General features: G+C 37.6%; 17 protein-coding genes. 16 read left to right on the top strand and 1 reads right to left on the bottom strand.

Annotated features, from left to right (window positions below; all coding sequences use genetic code 11):
* Positions 1 to 10: 10 nt before the first annotated feature.
* The 6 genes from ACQCPR_RS06240 to spoVM are packed head-to-tail and all read left to right on the top strand — an operon-like array spanning position 11 to position 5097.
* Positions 11 to 778: a Stp1/IreP family PP2C-type Ser/Thr phosphatase gene (locus ACQCPR_RS06240; protein WP_427138519.1), complete on the top strand. Its 768-nt coding sequence runs from the start codon at positions 11 to 13 to the stop codon at positions 776 to 778.
* Positions 779 to 780: 2 nt separating this feature from the next.
* Positions 781 to 2772, top strand: coding sequence for a Stk1 family PASTA domain-containing Ser/Thr kinase (gene pknB / locus ACQCPR_RS06245; RefSeq protein WP_427138520.1), 1992 nt, complete (start codon positions 781 to 783; stop codon positions 2770 to 2772).
* An 11-nt stretch (positions 2773 to 2783) separates the two neighbouring features.
* Entirely contained in the window at positions 2784 to 3665 is an 882-nt protein-coding gene (gene rsgA / locus ACQCPR_RS06250; RefSeq protein WP_427138521.1) for a ribosome small subunit-dependent GTPase A, read from the top strand.
* Between the two features lie 3 nt (positions 3666 to 3668).
* On the top strand, positions 3669 to 4337 hold the full coding sequence (rpe, locus tag ACQCPR_RS06255) for a ribulose-phosphate 3-epimerase (RefSeq protein WP_427138522.1): 669 nt from the start codon (positions 3669 to 3671) through the stop codon (positions 4335 to 4337).
* Positions 4334 to 4990 (top strand): thiamine diphosphokinase, encoded by a 657-nt coding sequence (locus ACQCPR_RS06260; protein WP_427138523.1) that lies wholly within the window; start codon positions 4334 to 4336, stop codon positions 4988 to 4990. Before rpe ends, ACQCPR_RS06260 begins: the two co-directional genes overlap by 4 nt.
* Positions 4963 to 5097: a stage V sporulation protein SpoVM gene (spoVM, locus tag ACQCPR_RS06265; protein ID WP_235753847.1), complete on the top strand. Its 135-nt coding sequence runs from the start codon at positions 4963 to 4965 to the stop codon at positions 5095 to 5097. Before ACQCPR_RS06260 ends, spoVM begins: the two co-directional genes overlap by 28 nt.
* Before the next feature lie 49 nt (positions 5098 to 5146).
* Here spoVM and rpmB read toward each other — a convergent pair whose 3' ends face one another.
* Positions 5147 to 5335, bottom strand: coding sequence for a 50S ribosomal protein L28 (rpmB, locus tag ACQCPR_RS06270; protein WP_090562690.1), 189 nt, complete (start codon positions 5333 to 5335; stop codon positions 5147 to 5149).
* 1175 nt (positions 5336 to 6510) lie between these two features.
* Between rpmB and ACQCPR_RS06275 the strand changes: the two genes are divergently transcribed.
* From ACQCPR_RS06275 to acpP, 10 genes are all read left to right on the top strand, one after another.
* Positions 6511 to 6873, top strand: coding sequence for an Asp23/Gls24 family envelope stress response protein (locus ACQCPR_RS06275; protein WP_093494436.1), 363 nt, complete (start codon positions 6511 to 6513; stop codon positions 6871 to 6873).
* A gap of 16 nt (positions 6874 to 6889) precedes the next feature.
* Positions 6890 to 8545 (top strand): DAK2 domain-containing protein, encoded by a 1656-nt coding sequence (locus tag ACQCPR_RS06280; RefSeq protein ID WP_427138524.1) that lies wholly within the window; start codon positions 6890 to 6892, stop codon positions 8543 to 8545.
* 629 nt (positions 8546 to 9174) lie between these two features.
* Entirely contained in the window at positions 9175 to 9837 is a 663-nt protein-coding gene (gene sdaAB, locus ACQCPR_RS06285; protein WP_090562682.1) for an L-serine ammonia-lyase, iron-sulfur-dependent subunit beta, read from the top strand.
* A 12-nt stretch (positions 9838 to 9849) separates the two neighbouring features.
* On the top strand, positions 9850 to 10749 hold the full coding sequence (gene sdaAA, locus ACQCPR_RS06290; RefSeq protein WP_090562679.1) for an L-serine ammonia-lyase, iron-sulfur-dependent, subunit alpha: 900 nt from the start codon (positions 9850 to 9852) through the stop codon (positions 10747 to 10749).
* The gene (recG, locus tag ACQCPR_RS06295; protein WP_427138525.1) at positions 10739 to 12787 is read left to right on the top strand and encodes an ATP-dependent DNA helicase RecG; all 2049 of its coding nucleotides are present in this window, start codon (positions 10739 to 10741) and stop codon (positions 12785 to 12787) included. The genes sdaAA and recG overlap by 11 nt, the downstream gene beginning before the upstream one ends.
* Positions 12788 to 12883: 96 nt before the next feature.
* A complete protein-coding gene (fapR, locus tag ACQCPR_RS06300; RefSeq protein WP_427138526.1) occupies positions 12884 to 13450 on the top strand; it encodes a transcription factor FapR in 567 nt (188 codons plus the stop codon).
* A 15-nt stretch (positions 13451 to 13465) separates the two neighbouring features.
* Positions 13466 to 14461 carry a phosphate acyltransferase PlsX gene (plsX, locus tag ACQCPR_RS06305; RefSeq protein ID WP_090562669.1) on the top strand — a complete coding sequence of 332 codons (996 nt, stop codon included), beginning with the start codon at positions 13466 to 13468 and terminating at the stop codon, positions 14459 to 14461.
* Entirely contained in the window at positions 14454 to 15404 is a 951-nt protein-coding gene (fabD, locus tag ACQCPR_RS06310) for an ACP S-malonyltransferase (RefSeq protein WP_090562666.1), read from the top strand. Before plsX ends, fabD begins: the two co-directional genes overlap by 8 nt.
* Entirely contained in the window at positions 15397 to 16143 is a 747-nt protein-coding gene (gene fabG, locus ACQCPR_RS06315; RefSeq protein ID WP_090562663.1) for a 3-oxoacyl-[acyl-carrier-protein] reductase, read from the top strand. The genes fabD and fabG overlap by 8 nt, the downstream gene beginning before the upstream one ends.
* Before the next feature lie 198 nt (positions 16144 to 16341).
* Complete coding sequence (gene acpP, locus ACQCPR_RS06320) at positions 16342 to 16578, top strand: acyl carrier protein (RefSeq protein ID WP_090562659.1); 237 nt, start codon at positions 16342 to 16344, stop codon at positions 16576 to 16578.
* Positions 16579 to 16756: the final 178 nt, after the last annotated feature.

The following is a 16756-nucleotide window of genomic DNA, read 5'->3' on the forward strand; positions in this document are numbered from 1 at the left end:
AGACCACTCTTTGCCAAATTCAAAAGAGGTGAATGATAAGATGAAGTTTGTTGTGAAGACGGATGTAGGAATGAAAAGAACGGTAAATGAAGATAGAGTAGAGGTTTTTTTGCGAGAAGACGGACGGTTATTGGCTGTAATCGCAGATGGTATGGGTGGTCATAAAGCAGGAGACGTTGCAAGTGAGCTTGCTGTTACGGAGTTTAAAAAATATTTTGCTGCATTCAATCCGTTTATCGTAAAAGCTAGAGATTGGTTAACCTATACATTTCAATCGATCAACCAAACTGTTAGTAGGCATTCTAAAGTGAGTGCAGAATGTGCAGGTATGGGTACGACATTAATCGCTGGTTTGTTTGAAAATCATCAAGGAATTATCGCTCATGTTGGGGATAGCCGCGTCTATTTAATATCACCCGAGCAAGTCCTTCAAATTACTCGAGATCATTCGTATGTTAATGTTCTTATAGATTCTGGGGAAATTAGTGAGGAACAAGCGAAGACACATCCCAATAAAAATGTATTAATGAAAGCGATTGGTACTGAACGTACAATTCAACCAGACTTTTATGAGATTGTTTTTCACCCAAACTCTTATTTACTTTTTTGTACAGACGGTTTAAGCAATAAGGTAAGTGAATCATTTATGCAGTCCATTTTATATTCTAAAAAGACGCTTGAAGAAAAAGGGCAAGTTTTAGTAGATGAGGCAAATAAGTCAGGCGGAGAAGATAATATTTCTTTAATCCTATTATCTAACAACGACAAGGAGGTGTGAGGATGCTAATAGGTAAAAGAATAAGTGGCAGATACAAGTTACTTGAAATGATTGGCGGAGGCGGCATGTCCAATGTTTACTTGGCACATGATATGATTTTAGATCGTGATGTAGCGATCAAAGTGTTGCGATATGATTTTTCTAATGAAGAAGAATTACACCGTCGTTTTCAACGTGAGGCCCTTTCTGCAACAAGCCTTACCCATCCCCATATTGTCAATATTTACGATGTAGGTGAAGATGAAGATATTCACTATATTGTCATGGAATATGTTAAGGGCAAAACGTTAAAAGAATACATACTGCTGAATGCACCGATTTCCCCAACGAAATCTGTAATGATTATGAAGCAACTTACGTCGGCTATTTCAACCGCTCATAATAATCATATTATTCACCGAGATATTAAACCGCAGAATATTTTGTTGGATGAAGAGGAAAATGTAAAGGTAACTGATTTTGGTATTGCGATGGCACTAAGTGCAACTTCCTATACCCAGACGAATTCTGTATTAGGTACAGTACATTATCTATCGCCTGAACAAGCACGAGGTGGTACGGCAACAAAACAGTCAGATATCTACGCATTAGGTATCGTTTTATTTGAACTCTTAACTGGACAACTCCCATTTTCAGGAGAGTCCGCGGTATCAATCGCATTAAAACATTTACAAACAGAAACGCCATCGATACGAAAGATTATTCCATCCATACCGCAAAGTATTGAAAATGTAGTGTTAAAAGCCACAGCGAAAGACCCGAAGGACAGGTACCGTTCTGCAGAAGAAATGGAAGCGGATTTGGCTACTGCATTATCTCCTGAAAGAGCTGGTGAGGAGAAATTCGTAGTAGCTGTTGATGATGATGCCACGAAGGTATTGCCAGTTATTAAAGAGCCTGTTTCATTTGATGAAGTTACTGAAACAAAAAAAATGTCCGCTTCAAATAAGTTTACGAAACCGGTAAAGCCAAAAAATAAGAACAAAAAACGGAAAATAATTGGTGGAATTCTAGGGGGAATAATTCTTTTATTATTGCTTTTGTTCATCGTTTTTCCTGGACTGTTTAAGGCTGATAAGATACCAGTACCAGATGTATCAAACCTAGAACTAGAAGAAGCTATTGAACAATTAGAGTCAGAAGGATTTATAATTGGCGATGAAACATTAGAGGTTTCAGAAGAAGTAGAAGAAAACAAGATAATTCGAACGACACCGGAATCGGGCAAGCTTCGTGAAAAAAATACTGAAATTCATTTATTTGTTTCTTCAGGAAAAGAATCCTTTGTCCTTGAAAATTATGTCGGTAAAGATATAGATCAAGTAAAAATATTATTACAAAATTTTAATATAGAAACAGAGGAAGCTTTTGACGACCAGCCCAAAGGTACTATAATTGAGCAGACACCAGGTGTAGGTGAAGAAATTATTCCAGATGAAACGGATCTTCTATTTACTGTCAGTAAAGGTCCTGACTTACGTACGGTTAGCGATCTGACTGATTGGAACGAGAAAGCTTTGAAGGATTATGAAAAATCTTCTGGATTTAAAATAAAATATGTGAAGAGTAAAAATGACTCCGTTCCAAAAGGAAATGTGATAAATCAAACACCGAAACCAAATACAAAAGTGAGTCCTGGTAGCACGATAGAAGTAACTATTTCGGATGGTCCAAAGGCCAAGCCTACAAAGACTGTCGTAAAATCTGTTACGATCCCTTATAAACAGCCTGTAGTAGAAGAAGCGGATGAAGAAAATGGTAGTGATGAGGAAGAAAATAACGAGCAACCTGTTGTTCAAGAGCAAGTAGTTAGAATTTATATTCAAGATAAAACTCGTACAATGGCCGAGCCAGTCGAAGAATTTGTCTTAACTGAAACGGTAGTAAAACAATTGAAATTAGAAATTAGTGAAGGTGAAAAAGCAACATATCGGATTGATATAAACTCCACTGAGTTTGTACGAGAGACAATACCGTATGAAGATTTAGAATAGGGAGGTTTCGGATGCCAACAGGTCAAATTAGAAAAGCATTAAGCGGATTTTATTATGTTTATGATAATGGAAAGGTTATTCAATGTCGTGGAAGAGGTGTATTTAGAAACAGAGGTGAATCACCATTAGTTGGTGACTTTGTTGATTATACAGTGGAAGGAAAAAATGACGGTACAATTACAGTCATCCATGAGCGAAAGAATAATTTGGTCCGTCCACCTATCGCTAATATTGATCAAGCAATACTGGTATTTTCAATTAAAGAACCTGATTTTAATACAATTTTATTGGATCGCTTTCTGGTTGTATTAGAATCATTTCATATTGAGCCTATTATTTGTTTGACTAAAAGCGACTTGATGGATGAGAAACTAGAAACTCAGATTAGGGAATATATGAAGGATTACGAAAAAATAGGTTATCAGTTGTTTATGACATATAAAGATGATCCTGCGTTTGATGAGAAAATTACTCCTTTATTAGAAGGTAAAACAACCGTTCTAGCAGGCCAATCCGGAGTGGGTAAATCAACCTTGTTAAATACGATTTTACCTTCATTAGATTTAAAAACAGGTATAATCTCCAACGCATTAGGACGAGGTAAGCATACAACAAGGCATGTGGAACTTATTGAGGTTTGCGGGGGACTACTTGCAGATACACCGGGATTTAGTTCGTTTGAGTTTGATTTGATGGAAAAAGAGGAACTTTACCGGTGTTTCCCTGAGTTTGTGGTAAAGCAAAATGACTGTAAGTTTCGAGAATGTATGCATGTAAAAGAACCAAAATGCGCAGTGAAAGAAGCAGTCGATACCGGTGAGATAAAATCATTTCGGTACAAACATTATTTACAATTCTTAGAAGAAATTATGGATAGAAAGCCGAGGTACTAAATTATGGTAAAAATAGCGCCGTCTATACTAGCAGCAAACTTTTCTAAATTAGGAGAAGAGGTATTAGAAGTTGAAAAAGCGGGTGCTGAACTGATTCATATTGATGTAATGGACGGGCATTTTGTTCCGAATATTACGATGGGCCCAATTGTTGTAGAAGCACTTCGCCCACTCACAAAGCTACCTTTAGATGTTCATTTGATGATCGAAAATGCGGATCAATACATTGAATCTTTTGCCAAGGCAGGAGCAGATTACATTACAGTTCATGTAGAGGCATGTCCGCATTTGCATAGAACGATTCAACTTATCCGTTCATTCGGTGTAAAACCTGGAGTAGTCTTAAATCCACATACACCGATCGAAACAATACAACATGTATTAGAGGATATTGATATCGTTCTTTTCATGACTGTTAATCCAGGATTTGGTGGACAGAAGTTTATACATTCTGTTGTACCTAAAGTAAAGCAGTTATCAGATATTATTAAAGAACGTAATTTATCTATTGAAATAGAAATTGATGGCGGTATCAATGAAGAAACAATTAAACCATGTGTCGAAGCAGGGGCTACTATATTAGTTGCTGGATCTGCAATTTATAACGCTCCTGACAAAGCAAAAGCCCTTCAAACGATTAGAGAAGCTGGTTTAAGTGTAGTTCCAAAATGAAGCGAGTAGTAGTTTGTTCAGGTGGACCATCTAAGGAAGTTGTTGATTTTAAACAACTTCCTTTTCATACAGATGAAGCTATTTTTATAGGCGCTGATCGTGGTGCTTTGGGACTGCTAGAAGCGGGAATATTGCCAAATGAAGCTATAGGGGACTTTGATTCACTTACACAGGAAGAGCAGAGTTTCATGAAGCAAAAAATACAAAAAGTAACAGAACTACAAATGGAGAAAGATGAAACCGATACTCATATTGCAATACTCACTGCTTTAGAATATAAACCTGAAGAAGTAATCGTAACAGGAGTTACAGGTGGACGTTTAGATCATTATGAAGCGGCACTACATGATATTTGTCGTTTTCAAATGGAAAATCCAACTATTATTTTTACCATCCAAAACAATCAAAATATCATTCAATTTTTACCGTCGGGAACTCATACCATTAGTTTTGATAATCATTATAAGTATGTTTCTTTTTTCTCTTTTGGAGAACATGTGAAGAATATGAATTTACAAGGTTTTCTATACGATGTAGAAGATGAGTATATAAATGTTGGTAATGCTAAATTTACAAGCAATGAACTTAAAGATAGAACTGGTACTATCTCTTTTACTGCGGGCATATGTTTAATGATAAGAAGCAGCGACTAAAAGGGAGGAATTGTGTGAAGGTCTACACATTTAGATTGCCTAAATCGGTGAGTAGTTTTGTGAAGGTTTGTATACGGCTATTTAAAAAAGAAGAGAAGAAGAAATGAAAAAATGCCAGGTCGACTTTTGTCGGCCTGGCATTAATTATGAGGGCGATTAAACGCGCTCAATTTTTCCTGATTTTAAAGCTCTCGCAGAAACCCATACACGTTTTGGTTTACCATCTACAAGAATACGTACTTTTTGAAGGTTAGCTCCCCATGTACGTTTTGTAGAGTTCATTGCGTGAGAACGAGCATTACCCGAACGAGCTTTACGCCCAGTGATTGCACATACTTTTGGCATTATATTTCCTCCTTTAAAAAAGAAGCTGAAAGATTTTTCAGTTCGATATTTCACATACTTTAATAATTTACCACAGACCATAATGAAGTGCAAGACTTATCAAGAAAAAAACCTTTACAGCATAGAAAAGCGCAAGACGCCGTTTAGCAGCGAAAAGCGCTGGAAGACTTGTAGTAAAAGGCGTATTTTGCCTTTTCTACAATTCTGAAGCGATCGAGCTGCTGGCGTCTGGAGCTGGCCAACTTAGAAAAGCGCAAGCGCCTGTGTAAGACCCGAAAAGCTCTGGAAGAATTAGTTTAAGAAAAGTGAACAGTGAATAATACCGCTATGATTTTCGCTTTAGGCGGACGCTTTACGCGGGCGTTTGCCTCAGCCTCCTCGCTGGAAAACATATGCTCCTGCGGTTACTCGTCGCAAAGACATTGTCCAAACAAAGTTTGGTCAATGTCTTCGCTGCGGGGTCTTTATCTAACGCTTTTCCCGCTGGAGTCGCCGCCTTACGCTACAATCAGTTAAGTAGTAGTCCTTAATCATAAATTAATATCAAACGTTTATGATAAACAAGATGAATAAGCAAAGTCATATAAAGACATTATCCAATGCATTCGACTCAACGAGTAGAAAATAATTTTAATAATTTGATTATTTGATTCTCCTTATTAGGTGTGAATGAATAAAATGTTTTGGTAAAATTATCCTTTTCGCAAGTAATTGGTAATAGATCGCTAGTAAATATAGACTTAGAGCAAGTAAATCCTTTGCGACCGCAAGTAAGTTTTAGGTGGAAGCAAGTAAACAATAGGCGAGAGCAAGTAAAGTTAAATTAAGATTAAATCATTCATTAAATATTAGGATATAAATGCTTTAGTATATTTCATCTGTGTGTTCATGGTACTTTGTGTGCCTATTGAATACAAAGGACAGCGTGCAACGCAGAGGCTCTAAATTAGTTATGAAAATCTTTGAGAAGGGCATTTCTCATGTATATTTTCAACTAGTAAAGGACCGAGTGTCTTTTTACCTGATTTCCCCAATTTACTTAAAAGTTTATTCATTTACTAACTAGTACATATTTACAAAACATTGAAAAAGTGGACGAATGTAAACGTCTCTTTTATAATTTTAATGGGTGTAGTACAATAAAGGATAGTCAAAAAGACTTGGGAGGTCTTAACATGTCAATTGAATTGAAAAATGAATTCGGACTAATTGATATATCACAAGATACAGTTGCTCAAATTGCTGGTGGAGCAGCTATTGAATGCTATGGGATAGTTGGTATGGCATCAAAGCATCAAATTCGAGATGGATTAACAGATATATTAAGAAAAGAAAATTTCACTAAAGGTGTTTTAGTTAGACAAGAAAAAGATAATCTACATATTGATATGTATATAATTGTTAGCTACGGTACGAAAATTTCAGAAATAGCCTATCAAGTACAGTCAAAAGTAAAATACACACTAAACAAATCTCTTGGTATGTCAGTGAAATCCGTTAATGTGTATGTTCAAGGAGTTCGCGTGGCTAACGTGTAAATAAGGAGAGAAAATAATGAAATCAATCAATGGTATCCAATTTGCAGACATGGTTCAGATGGGAGCGCATCATCTCTTCCAAAACGCAGATTATGTAGATGCATTAAATGTATTTCCTGTTCCAGATGGTGACACAGGAACTAATATGAACTTATCCATGACTTCAGGTGCAAAAGAAACAGCTGCACATACAAATGAACATATTGGAAAAACAGCTCAAGCACTTTCTAAAGGGTTACTTATGGGGGCTCGTGGAAATTCAGGCGTTATTTTATCACAATTGTTCCGTGGTTTCGGTAAATCGATTGAACAATTGGATGTATTAAATGCAAAACAATTTGCAGACGCATTTAACTACGGTGTTGAAACTGCATATAAAGCAGTAATGAAGCCAGTAGAAGGTACCATCTTAACTGTCGCGAAGGATTCTGCTAGAAAAGCTGTAGAGGTTAGCGAAGATGTGGATGATATTCGTGAACTAATGGAAGCAATTGTAATAGAAGCAAAAAAATCTTTGGATAGAACACCAGACTTATTACCTGTATTAAAAGAGGTTGGAGTAGTTGATAGTGGCGGACAAGGACTTGTATTTGTATATGAAGGGTTTTTAGCAAGTCTAAAAGGTGAAGCGCTCCCAAGTAAAACGATAGGTACTTCAATGGATGACCTTGTCAGTGCTGAACATCATATGAATGTTCAAGGGTTTATGGATACTGCAGATATTGAATTCGGCTTTTGTACAGAATTTATGGTTCGTTTCGAAGAAGGCAAAAAAGCATTTAATGAAACTGCATTCCGTAATGATTTAAGTGAATATGGTGATTCTTTACTAGTAATTTCTGATGATGAAATCGCTAAAATTCATATTCACTCAGAAACGCCAGGTGAGGTTCTAACATACGGTCAACAATACGGAGACCTCATTAAGATTAAAATAGAAAATATGCGTCAGCAACATACTGAAATCGTTGGAGAAGGATATTCATCTGAAGCAACTGCAAAAAAAGCTGAAATTCATCCATATGCGATTGTTACTGTAGCGATGGGGCGTGGAGTTTCAGAATTATTAAAAAGCCTAGGAGCATCAGCAATAATCGAGGGTGGACAAACAATGAATCCATCAACTGAGGATATTGTGAAAGCTGTAGAGGCAGTTGGAGCTGAGCGAGTATTAATCTTACCGAACAATAAAAATATTGTAATGGCTGCTGAACAAGCTGCGGAAATACTAGGAATTGAAGCTGCGGTAGTTCCTACTAAAACTATCCCACAAGGAATGGCTGCAATATTAGCCTTTAATCCACAAGCAACCGTAGACGAAAATAAAAACAATATGACTGAAGCATATGCACATGTCAAAACTGGACAAGTTACATTTGCTGTTCGTGATACGTCTATAGATGGTGTCGAAATCAAAAAAGATGATTTTATGGCACTTGCAGAAGGTAAGATTGTTCTTTCTAATCCTTCCTTAAATGAGGTAACTACTAGCTTGATCCAATCATTAATGGACGAAGAAGCTGAAATTGTTACTGTCATATACGGAGAAGACGTAAGTGAAGAGGAAGCAAACGAATTTGCTGCTTTTATCGAAGCGCAATACGGGGATGTAGAAGTAGAAGTCTATAATGGTAAACAGCCATTGTACCCATATATTTTATCTGTAGAATAATACAAAAACCCATGTGGAGAATTTTTCTCTACATGGTTTTTTCTTGCTTTATTCGAGCAAATTTCAAATTCTTGTTTCTTTTAAAAATACGAATGTTTACTTAATATCGATATATATTATTTGTTTTTTTTAGCAATCCCGTTGATTTGAGTGGCAGGCGGCGACTCCAGCGGGAACAGCGCGAACTGAAAGCCCCGGAGGAAAGACATTGGTCGAGCTTTGTTTGACAAATGTCTTTGCGACGAGTAACCGCAGGAGCATATGTTTTCGTAGTGACGAGGAGATTGAAGCAGTGCCCGCGGAAAGCATCCGCTTAGAGCGGAAATCAGCGTTGTTCGGATTTAACTATAAAATATTCTTTATGAAATTGATTCAATCATATAAAAATTGATATGCTAACCAAGCTGTTTACTTGCTCCTATGTGAGATTTACATGTGGAAGGGAAAATTTATCCTTTAAATCTCAACCACTCCTTATATTGTCTCGATTCACTCCAAAACATATAATAGATAATATATCCTCGTACTCCATTTGCTCAACACTTAACTTAACAAAATACAATACTTTGTTTATTTTCTGCTTTGAGTGTAAAATGGGATTACTATAACATCTTGTGGAGGTTTAATCAGTGAAATTTAAATCTGTTTTTGATATTATCGGACCTGTCATGATTGGTCCCTCCTCCTCCCATACTGCAGGGGCGGCTCGCATTGGAAGAGTGGCTAGAGATTTATTTGGAAAACAGCCTACATGGGCTAAAATACATCTATACGGATCTTTTGCTGAAACTTATAAAGGACATGGAACAGACAAAGCTATTATTGGTGGATTGCTAGATTACGATACATTTGATGAACGTATTAAGACAGCGTTTGAAGATGCACAACTAGCAGGCTTAACATATGAATTTATACCAGAAACTGCAAATACTGAGCACCCGAATACCGCTCGCATCGTTATTGGTGACGAAACTTCAGAAATGTCTATGGTCGGAATCTCAATTGGTGGAGGAAAGACCGAAATTACGGAGTTAAATGGTTTTCCGCTACGTCTATCTGGGGATTTAGCTGCTATTTTAGTAGTTCACGAGGATCGTTCAGGATGTATTGCAAGTGTTTCGAACTGTTTGGCAAAATATGATATTAACATTGGACATATGGAAGTTTCACGTAAAGAAAAAGGGAATATGGCATTAATGGTTATTGAAGTCGATCAAAATGTGAATGCACAACTATTAAAAGAAATCAGCGATTTACCTAATATTACACAAGTAACTAGAATCGCCGATTAAGGGGGAATACAAATGGAAGTTCTATTTCGTAACGTTCGCGAATTAGTGGAGCGAGCAACCCAGGAAAATAAACTTATCTCCGAAATAATGATAGAACAAGAAATAATGATTACGGATCGTTCAAGAGAAGAGATAATGGCTCAAATGGATCGTAATTTGACAGTTATGGAAGAAGCTGTAGAAAAAGGATTACGCGGGGTTCAATCTACTTCAGGCCTAACTGGTGGAGATGCTGTTCTACTACAAAACTATCTTAAAAAAGGTAATACGTTAACCGGAGAGCTGATGTTAGATGCCGTAAGCAAAGCTGTAGCAACTAACGAAGTTAATGCTGCTATGGGAACGATATGTGCAACGCCTACAGCAGGGTCGGCAGGAGTAGTTCCAGGTACTTTATTTGCGGTTAAAAACAAATTGAATCCTACCAGAGAGCAAATGATACGTTACTTGTTCACATCTGGTGCGTTTGGATTTGTAGTTGCAAATAATGCTTCTATTTCAGGAGCAGCAGGTGGTTGTCAGGCTGAAGTTGGATCAGCATCAGGAATGGCTGCTGCTGCAATAGTAGAAATGGCTGGCGGGTCTCCTGCTCAATGTGCAGAAGCTTTTGCGATAACCTTAAAAAATATGCTTGGCTTAGTTTGTGATCCTGTAGCTGGACTAGTCGAAGTACCTTGCGTGAAAAGAAATGCCATGGGTGCTTCTAATTCGTTGGTTGCAGCCGATATGGCACTTGCGGGTGTGACGAGTCGAATTCCTTGTGATGAAGTAATTGATGCTATGTATAAAATTGGACAGACGATGCCAGCTTCTCTAAGAGAAACAGGTCAGGGTGGTCTTGCAGCAACTCCTACCGGTAAGTGGTTGGAAGCTAAAATTTTTGGTGGGGCAGTAGTGGGAAGTGGAAACTAGTAAGAATGATCTAGTTACTTCTTTAAAAGGAGTTGGAACTGGAACAGCTAAAGCATTACAGGACCTAGGAATTGTTACATTAGAGGATTTAGTCATGACATTTCCATATAGACACGAGGATTTCCGGCTGAAGAACCTAGCAGAAACAGCGCATAATGAACGAGTTACGGTAGAGGGAAGGGTCGAAAGCGAGCCTTCACTTCTTTTTTTAGGGAAGAACAAATCCAGAATGCAAGTCCGTATTCTGGCAGGGCAGCATTTAATAAAAGCTGTATTATTTAATCAAGGTTATTTAAAAGATAAAATTATTCCTGGTTCAATTGTAACAGTCACAGGAAAATGGGATCGAGGAAGACAGGTTATTAATGTCTCCACTTTTTCGATTGGTCCAAAAACAGACTTACAGGATTTTGAACCGGTGTATTCTCTTAAAGGTTCAATCAATCAAAAAACATTTCGAAAATTTATGAGGCAAGCATTAACTCAAATGAAGGGATCCCTAGTAGATCCATTACCAGAGTCTATTCGAGTACCATATCGTTTACCAGGTATATCAGATGCTTTAGAAGGTATTCATTTCCCACTAGACGCGGAGCATTCTAAAGATGCGAGAAGACGCTTTGTATATGAGGAATTACTAGTTTTTCAATTGAAAATGCAGGCTATAAAAAAGGTGCGAAAAGAACAAAACGTCGGAAATGGGATTGCCTTCCATAATGACTTAGTTAAAAAGTTAATAGAAACTTTACCTTATGAACTGACAAGTGCTCAAAAAAGAGTAGTAAATGAAATATGTCGAGACTTGCGTGAACCTCATCGTATGAACCGCCTTCTACAGGGAGATGTTGGATCCGGGAAAACAATAGTCGCTGCTATTTGCCTATATGCAGTTATTACAGCAGGGTATCAAGGAGCGCTAATGGCACCGACAGAAATATTAGCTGAGCAACATGCAAGCTCGCTTGATGAATGGCTATCTCCAGTGGGTGTGAGAATTGCATTGCTGACAGGTTCTACAAAAGCTAAAGCAAGAAGAGCAGTATTAGAAAATCTTGAAGCTGGGACTATAGATCTTTTGATAGGTACACACGCATTAATTCAACCAGATGTTGAATTTAAAAGGCTTGGTCTAGTTATAACAGATGAGCAACATCGATTTGGAGTGGAGCAGCGGAGAGTCCTAAAAGATAAAGGTGAAAATCCAGACGTCCTATTTATGACTGCGACTCCTATACCTCGTACTTTAGCAATTACGGCTTTTGGTGAAATGGATGTTTCCATTATTGACGAAATGCCTGCAGGTCGTAAGAAAATAGAAACTCATTGGATGAAGCCTGATCAGTTAAATAAACTAATAGCTCGATTAAAAAATGAACTGGCCGCTGGGAGACAAGCTTATATAATTTGTCCCTTAATCGAGGAGTCTGAAAAGCTCGATGTCCAAAATGCAGTGGATGTGTATAATATGATGTCTGAGGAACTGAAGGGTAACTCTACAGTTGGATTAATGCATGGAAGACTCCATTCGGATGAGAAAGAAGCAGTAATGAGAGATTTCTCAGAAGGCGGCATCCAAGTATTAGTTTCCACTACTGTTGTAGAGGTTGGCGTGAATGTTCCTAATGCAACATTTATGATTATTTTCGATGCAGAACGATTTGGATTAGCTCAGCTTCATCAATTGCGTGGGCGAGTTGGTCGAGGTGAATATCAATCGTATTGTATATTGCTAGCTGATCCAAAGTCCGAAGAAGGAAAAGAGCGAATGATTTCCATGACCGAGACAAACGATGGATTTGTCCTAGCAGAAAAAGATTTAGAGCTTCGAGGAGCTGGCGACTTTTTCGGGAAAAAGCAAAGTGGGCTTCCAGAGTTTAAAGTAGCAGATCTTGTACACGATTACAGGGCTTTGAATACTGCTAAGGTAGATGCAGAGAGGTTATTAGACTCTGAAGAATTTTGGAATTCTGATGAAATGACCTTGCTTAGGGATATACTAATCAATTCAAAAGCTATGGACGGTGAACGAATTGATTAAAGAGAATGTAAGAATGATTTTGAATCAATTCTTGCATTCTTTTTTTAATATTTATATACTGATATTAGTACCAAGTGCTAAAATGGTGGTGAAGAAATGAAATACTCCAAAAAAGATAGGCAGAAATTACTTCTAGAGACGCTAGAGAAAAATCCGTTTATTACAGATGAAAATTTAGCCTCTACTTTCAAAGTGAGCGTTCAAACTATTCGATTGGATAGAATGGAATTATCTATTCCAGAATTGCGGGAACGTATTAAATCTGTAGCTGCTCATAACTTTGAAGAAGAGGTCAAATCCCTTCCAATTGATGAAGTAATTGGAGAAATCATAGATATAGATCTTGATAAGCAAGCCATTTCGATATTGGATATTACAAAAGATCATGTATTCGCTAGAAATGGTATAGCAAGAGGACACCATTTATTTGCCCAGGCAAATTCACTGGCTGTTGCGGTTATAAATGACGATCTTGCACTTACTCGAAAGTCTAACCTTACTTTTGTCAAACCTGTCAAAGCAGGTGATCGTGTAATTGCAAAAGCGGTAGTATCAAATAGTGATGCCGAAAAGAATAGTACGATAATAGAGGTAACTAGCAAAGTTGAAAATGAGACGGTTTTCGTAGGTCAATTTAGTATGTACAGAGTTACGATGTCATAAAAAAGGTGATAAAAAATGAAAATTTCAATAGATGCAATGGGCGGCGACAATGCTCCCCACGAAATTGTAAAGGGTGTTTATGAGGCATTAGATGCGTTCACTGATGTAGAAATTCAACTATATGGTGATAAGGAAAAGCTTGCTTCTTTAATCAAACATCATGAACGTTTAACGGTTATACATACAGATGAAGTAATTGAAGGAACGGATGAACCCGTTCGTGCAATTAGAAGAAAGAAAAATTCCTCCCTGGTTAAAATGGCGGAATCCGTGAAAAATGGAAATTCGAATGCATGTGTGTCAGCCGGGAATACTGGCGCTTTAATGGCAGCAGGATTATTTATAGTTGGTCGAATCGACCAAGTAGATCGACCTGCTTTAGCACCTACTTTACCTACACTAGATGGCAAAGGATTTGTAATGTTAGATTTAGGGGCTAATGCGGATGCTAAACCAGAGCATTTAGAGCAGTTTGCGGTTATGGGTAGTATATATGCTGAGAAAGTTCGAGGAATTTCAAATCCTCGTGTTGGGCTGTTGAACATTGGGACGGAAGATATTAAAGGGAACGAGCTAACTAAAGCGACATATACTCTCTTAAAAGACGCCCCGATCAATTTCATAGGCAATGTTGAATCTCGAGATTTACTTACTGGAGTAGCAGACGTTGTTGTAACAGATGGTTTTACTGGTAATATGGTACTTAAAACGATTGAAGGTACTGCTTCGGGTATATTTACTTTATTGAAGGAAGCTTTTAATACATCTGCTAAAACGAAAATTTCTGCTTTATTGGTTAAAAGTGAACTTAAAGGATTAAAAAATACCCTAGATTACTCTGAATATGGTGGTGCAGGTTTATTCGGACTAAAGAATCCTGTTATTAAAGCTCATGGGTCTTCAAACGGTCGTGCAATCTATCATGCAATAAGACAGGCTCGAACAATGGTGGAGCATAATGTTGCAGACATCATTTCTACCACATTAAGAAAGGAATCATCCAATGACTAAAATAGCTTTTATCTTTCCTGGACAAGGATCTCAATCAGTAGGGATGGGTCAACAATTAGTAGAGAATAATGAAGAATGCCGTACTTTCTATGAGCGGGCAAATGAGGTATTAGGATTTTCTTTGAGTGAGCTTATGTTACATGGACCTGCTGAGGAACTTACTAAAACTTATAATGCACAGCCAGCATTGCTAACTACAAGTTCAATGGTTGCATACAAACTAAAACAAGCTGGAATTATTCCGCATTTCACTGCTGGTCATAGTTTAGGCGAATATTCTGCCCTTGTTGCATCAAATGTTCTAAGCTTTGAGGAAGCTGTTTTATTGGTTCATCAAAGAGGATTATATATGAACGAGGCAGTGCCAGCAGGAGAAGGCGCAATGGCTGCAATACTAGGATTGGGCAGAGAAGAATTGTCAGCTGTCACTGATTTTGTTTCAGCAAATGGTGAGGTTGTCCAAATAGCTAACTTAAATTGTCCTGGGCAAATTGTTATTTCGGGTACCGCTTCTGGAGTAGAATTGGCTTCTAGTAAAGCAAAAGAAGCTGGTGCAAAAAGAGCAATTCCTTTAGTTGTTAGTGGTCCATTCCACTCCGAATTAATGAGACCTGCAGCGGAGCAATTAGACGCCGCTATTTCAGCGGTCGAATTACGACAAGCTTCTATACCTGTGATTTCCAATGTAACTGCTGAACCGGTTACAGATGCTAGTCATATTAAAAATTTGCTTGTAGAACAACTGTATTCACCTGTTCGCTGGGAAGAATCAATTCGACAAATGATTGCGCAAGGAACTACAGTCTTTGTGGAATGTGGTCCTGGAAAAGTATTAAGTGGTTTAGTGAAAAAAATTGATCGATCTGTAACTACTTATTGTGTGTATGATGAAGTGACGTTACAGCAAGTTATTACAGAGTTAGGAGATGCACAAAATGGGTAAATTAGATGGTAAATCTGCAATTGTAACTGGTGCCTCTCGTGGGATAGGGAGAGATATTGCTCTATATTTAGCAAAAGAAGGAGCAATGGTAGCTGTAAACTATAGTGGTAGTAAAGATAGAGCGGATGCAGTTGTAGAAGAGATTAAGGCAACTGGTGGAGAGGCATTTGCAATTCAAGCGAATGTCGACCAATCAGATGATGTTCAAAATCTAATAAGTTCAACTATAGAACAATACGGTTCTGTAGATATTTTAGTGAATAATGCTGGTATCACTCGAGATAATCTTCTTATGCGTATGAAGGAGCAAGAGTGGGATGATGTGCTTAATACGAACTTAAAAGGTGTTTTTCTATGTACAAAAGCTGTCACAAGACAAATGATGAAACAACGTGCTGGCCGAATCATAAATATCACTTCCATTGTCGGTGTATCTGGTAATGCAGGGCAGGCAAATTATGTCGCTGCAAAAGCAGGTGTTATTGGTTTAACAAAGTCATCTGCAAAAGAATTGGCAAGTCGTAATATCACTGTGAACTCGGTTGCTCCAGGATTTATTACAACAGATATGACAGATGCCTTGCCAGAGGATATTAAGTCTCAAATGCTTAGTCAGATTCCTCTGGCTAAGTTTGGGAATCCATTGGATGTTGCTAAGGCAGTTGCATTTTTAGCCTCAGAAGACGCAAATTATATAACAGGTCAAACAATTCATGTTAATGGCGGAATGTATATGTAAGATCTCTATTCCAAAAGGTGCCTAGATTGAGTTTTATATAACTTTACTTATTTATCGTGTTTACCGCTACATTAAAATTAAGGTTAAGGGTCCGCCTACAACGGAAAAGAATAGTAGTGTTTAACAAGGGTTTAAATTACAGTGACTCTTTCATTAAATTGCAGGATTTTGTATAATCATTGAGGGGAGGTGACTAATGTGTCAACAGTTTTAGAACGCGTAACAAAAGTAATCGTTGATCGTCTAGGAGTAGATGAGAGCGAAGTGAAATTAGAAGCATCTTTTCGTGAAGATTTAGGTGCAGATTCACTAGATGTGGTAGAATTAGTAATGGAATTAGAAGATGAATTCGATATGGAAATTTCAGATGAAGATGCTGAACAAATTTCAACTGTAGGTAGTGCAGTTAAGTATATTGAAAGCAAACAAGGTTAAATTTTATGAAGTGTCCAGCTCCAGTGCCTAGACCTTCGAGTTGCTTCAGGATTTCGTTAAAGCCAAGTAAGCCTTCATTCGAAATCCTTCCAGTGCTTTTAGGGCTAATATAGGCACTTGCGCTTTTCTGGAGATTACTACATAAAATCTAATAGTAGCAGAGACGTTCTACTTATTC

Origin of the sequence: Psychrobacillus psychrodurans (genome assembly GCF_050209195.1) — a bacterium.
GTDB lineage: Bacteria > Bacillota > Bacilli > Bacillales_A > Planococcaceae > Psychrobacillus > Psychrobacillus psychrodurans.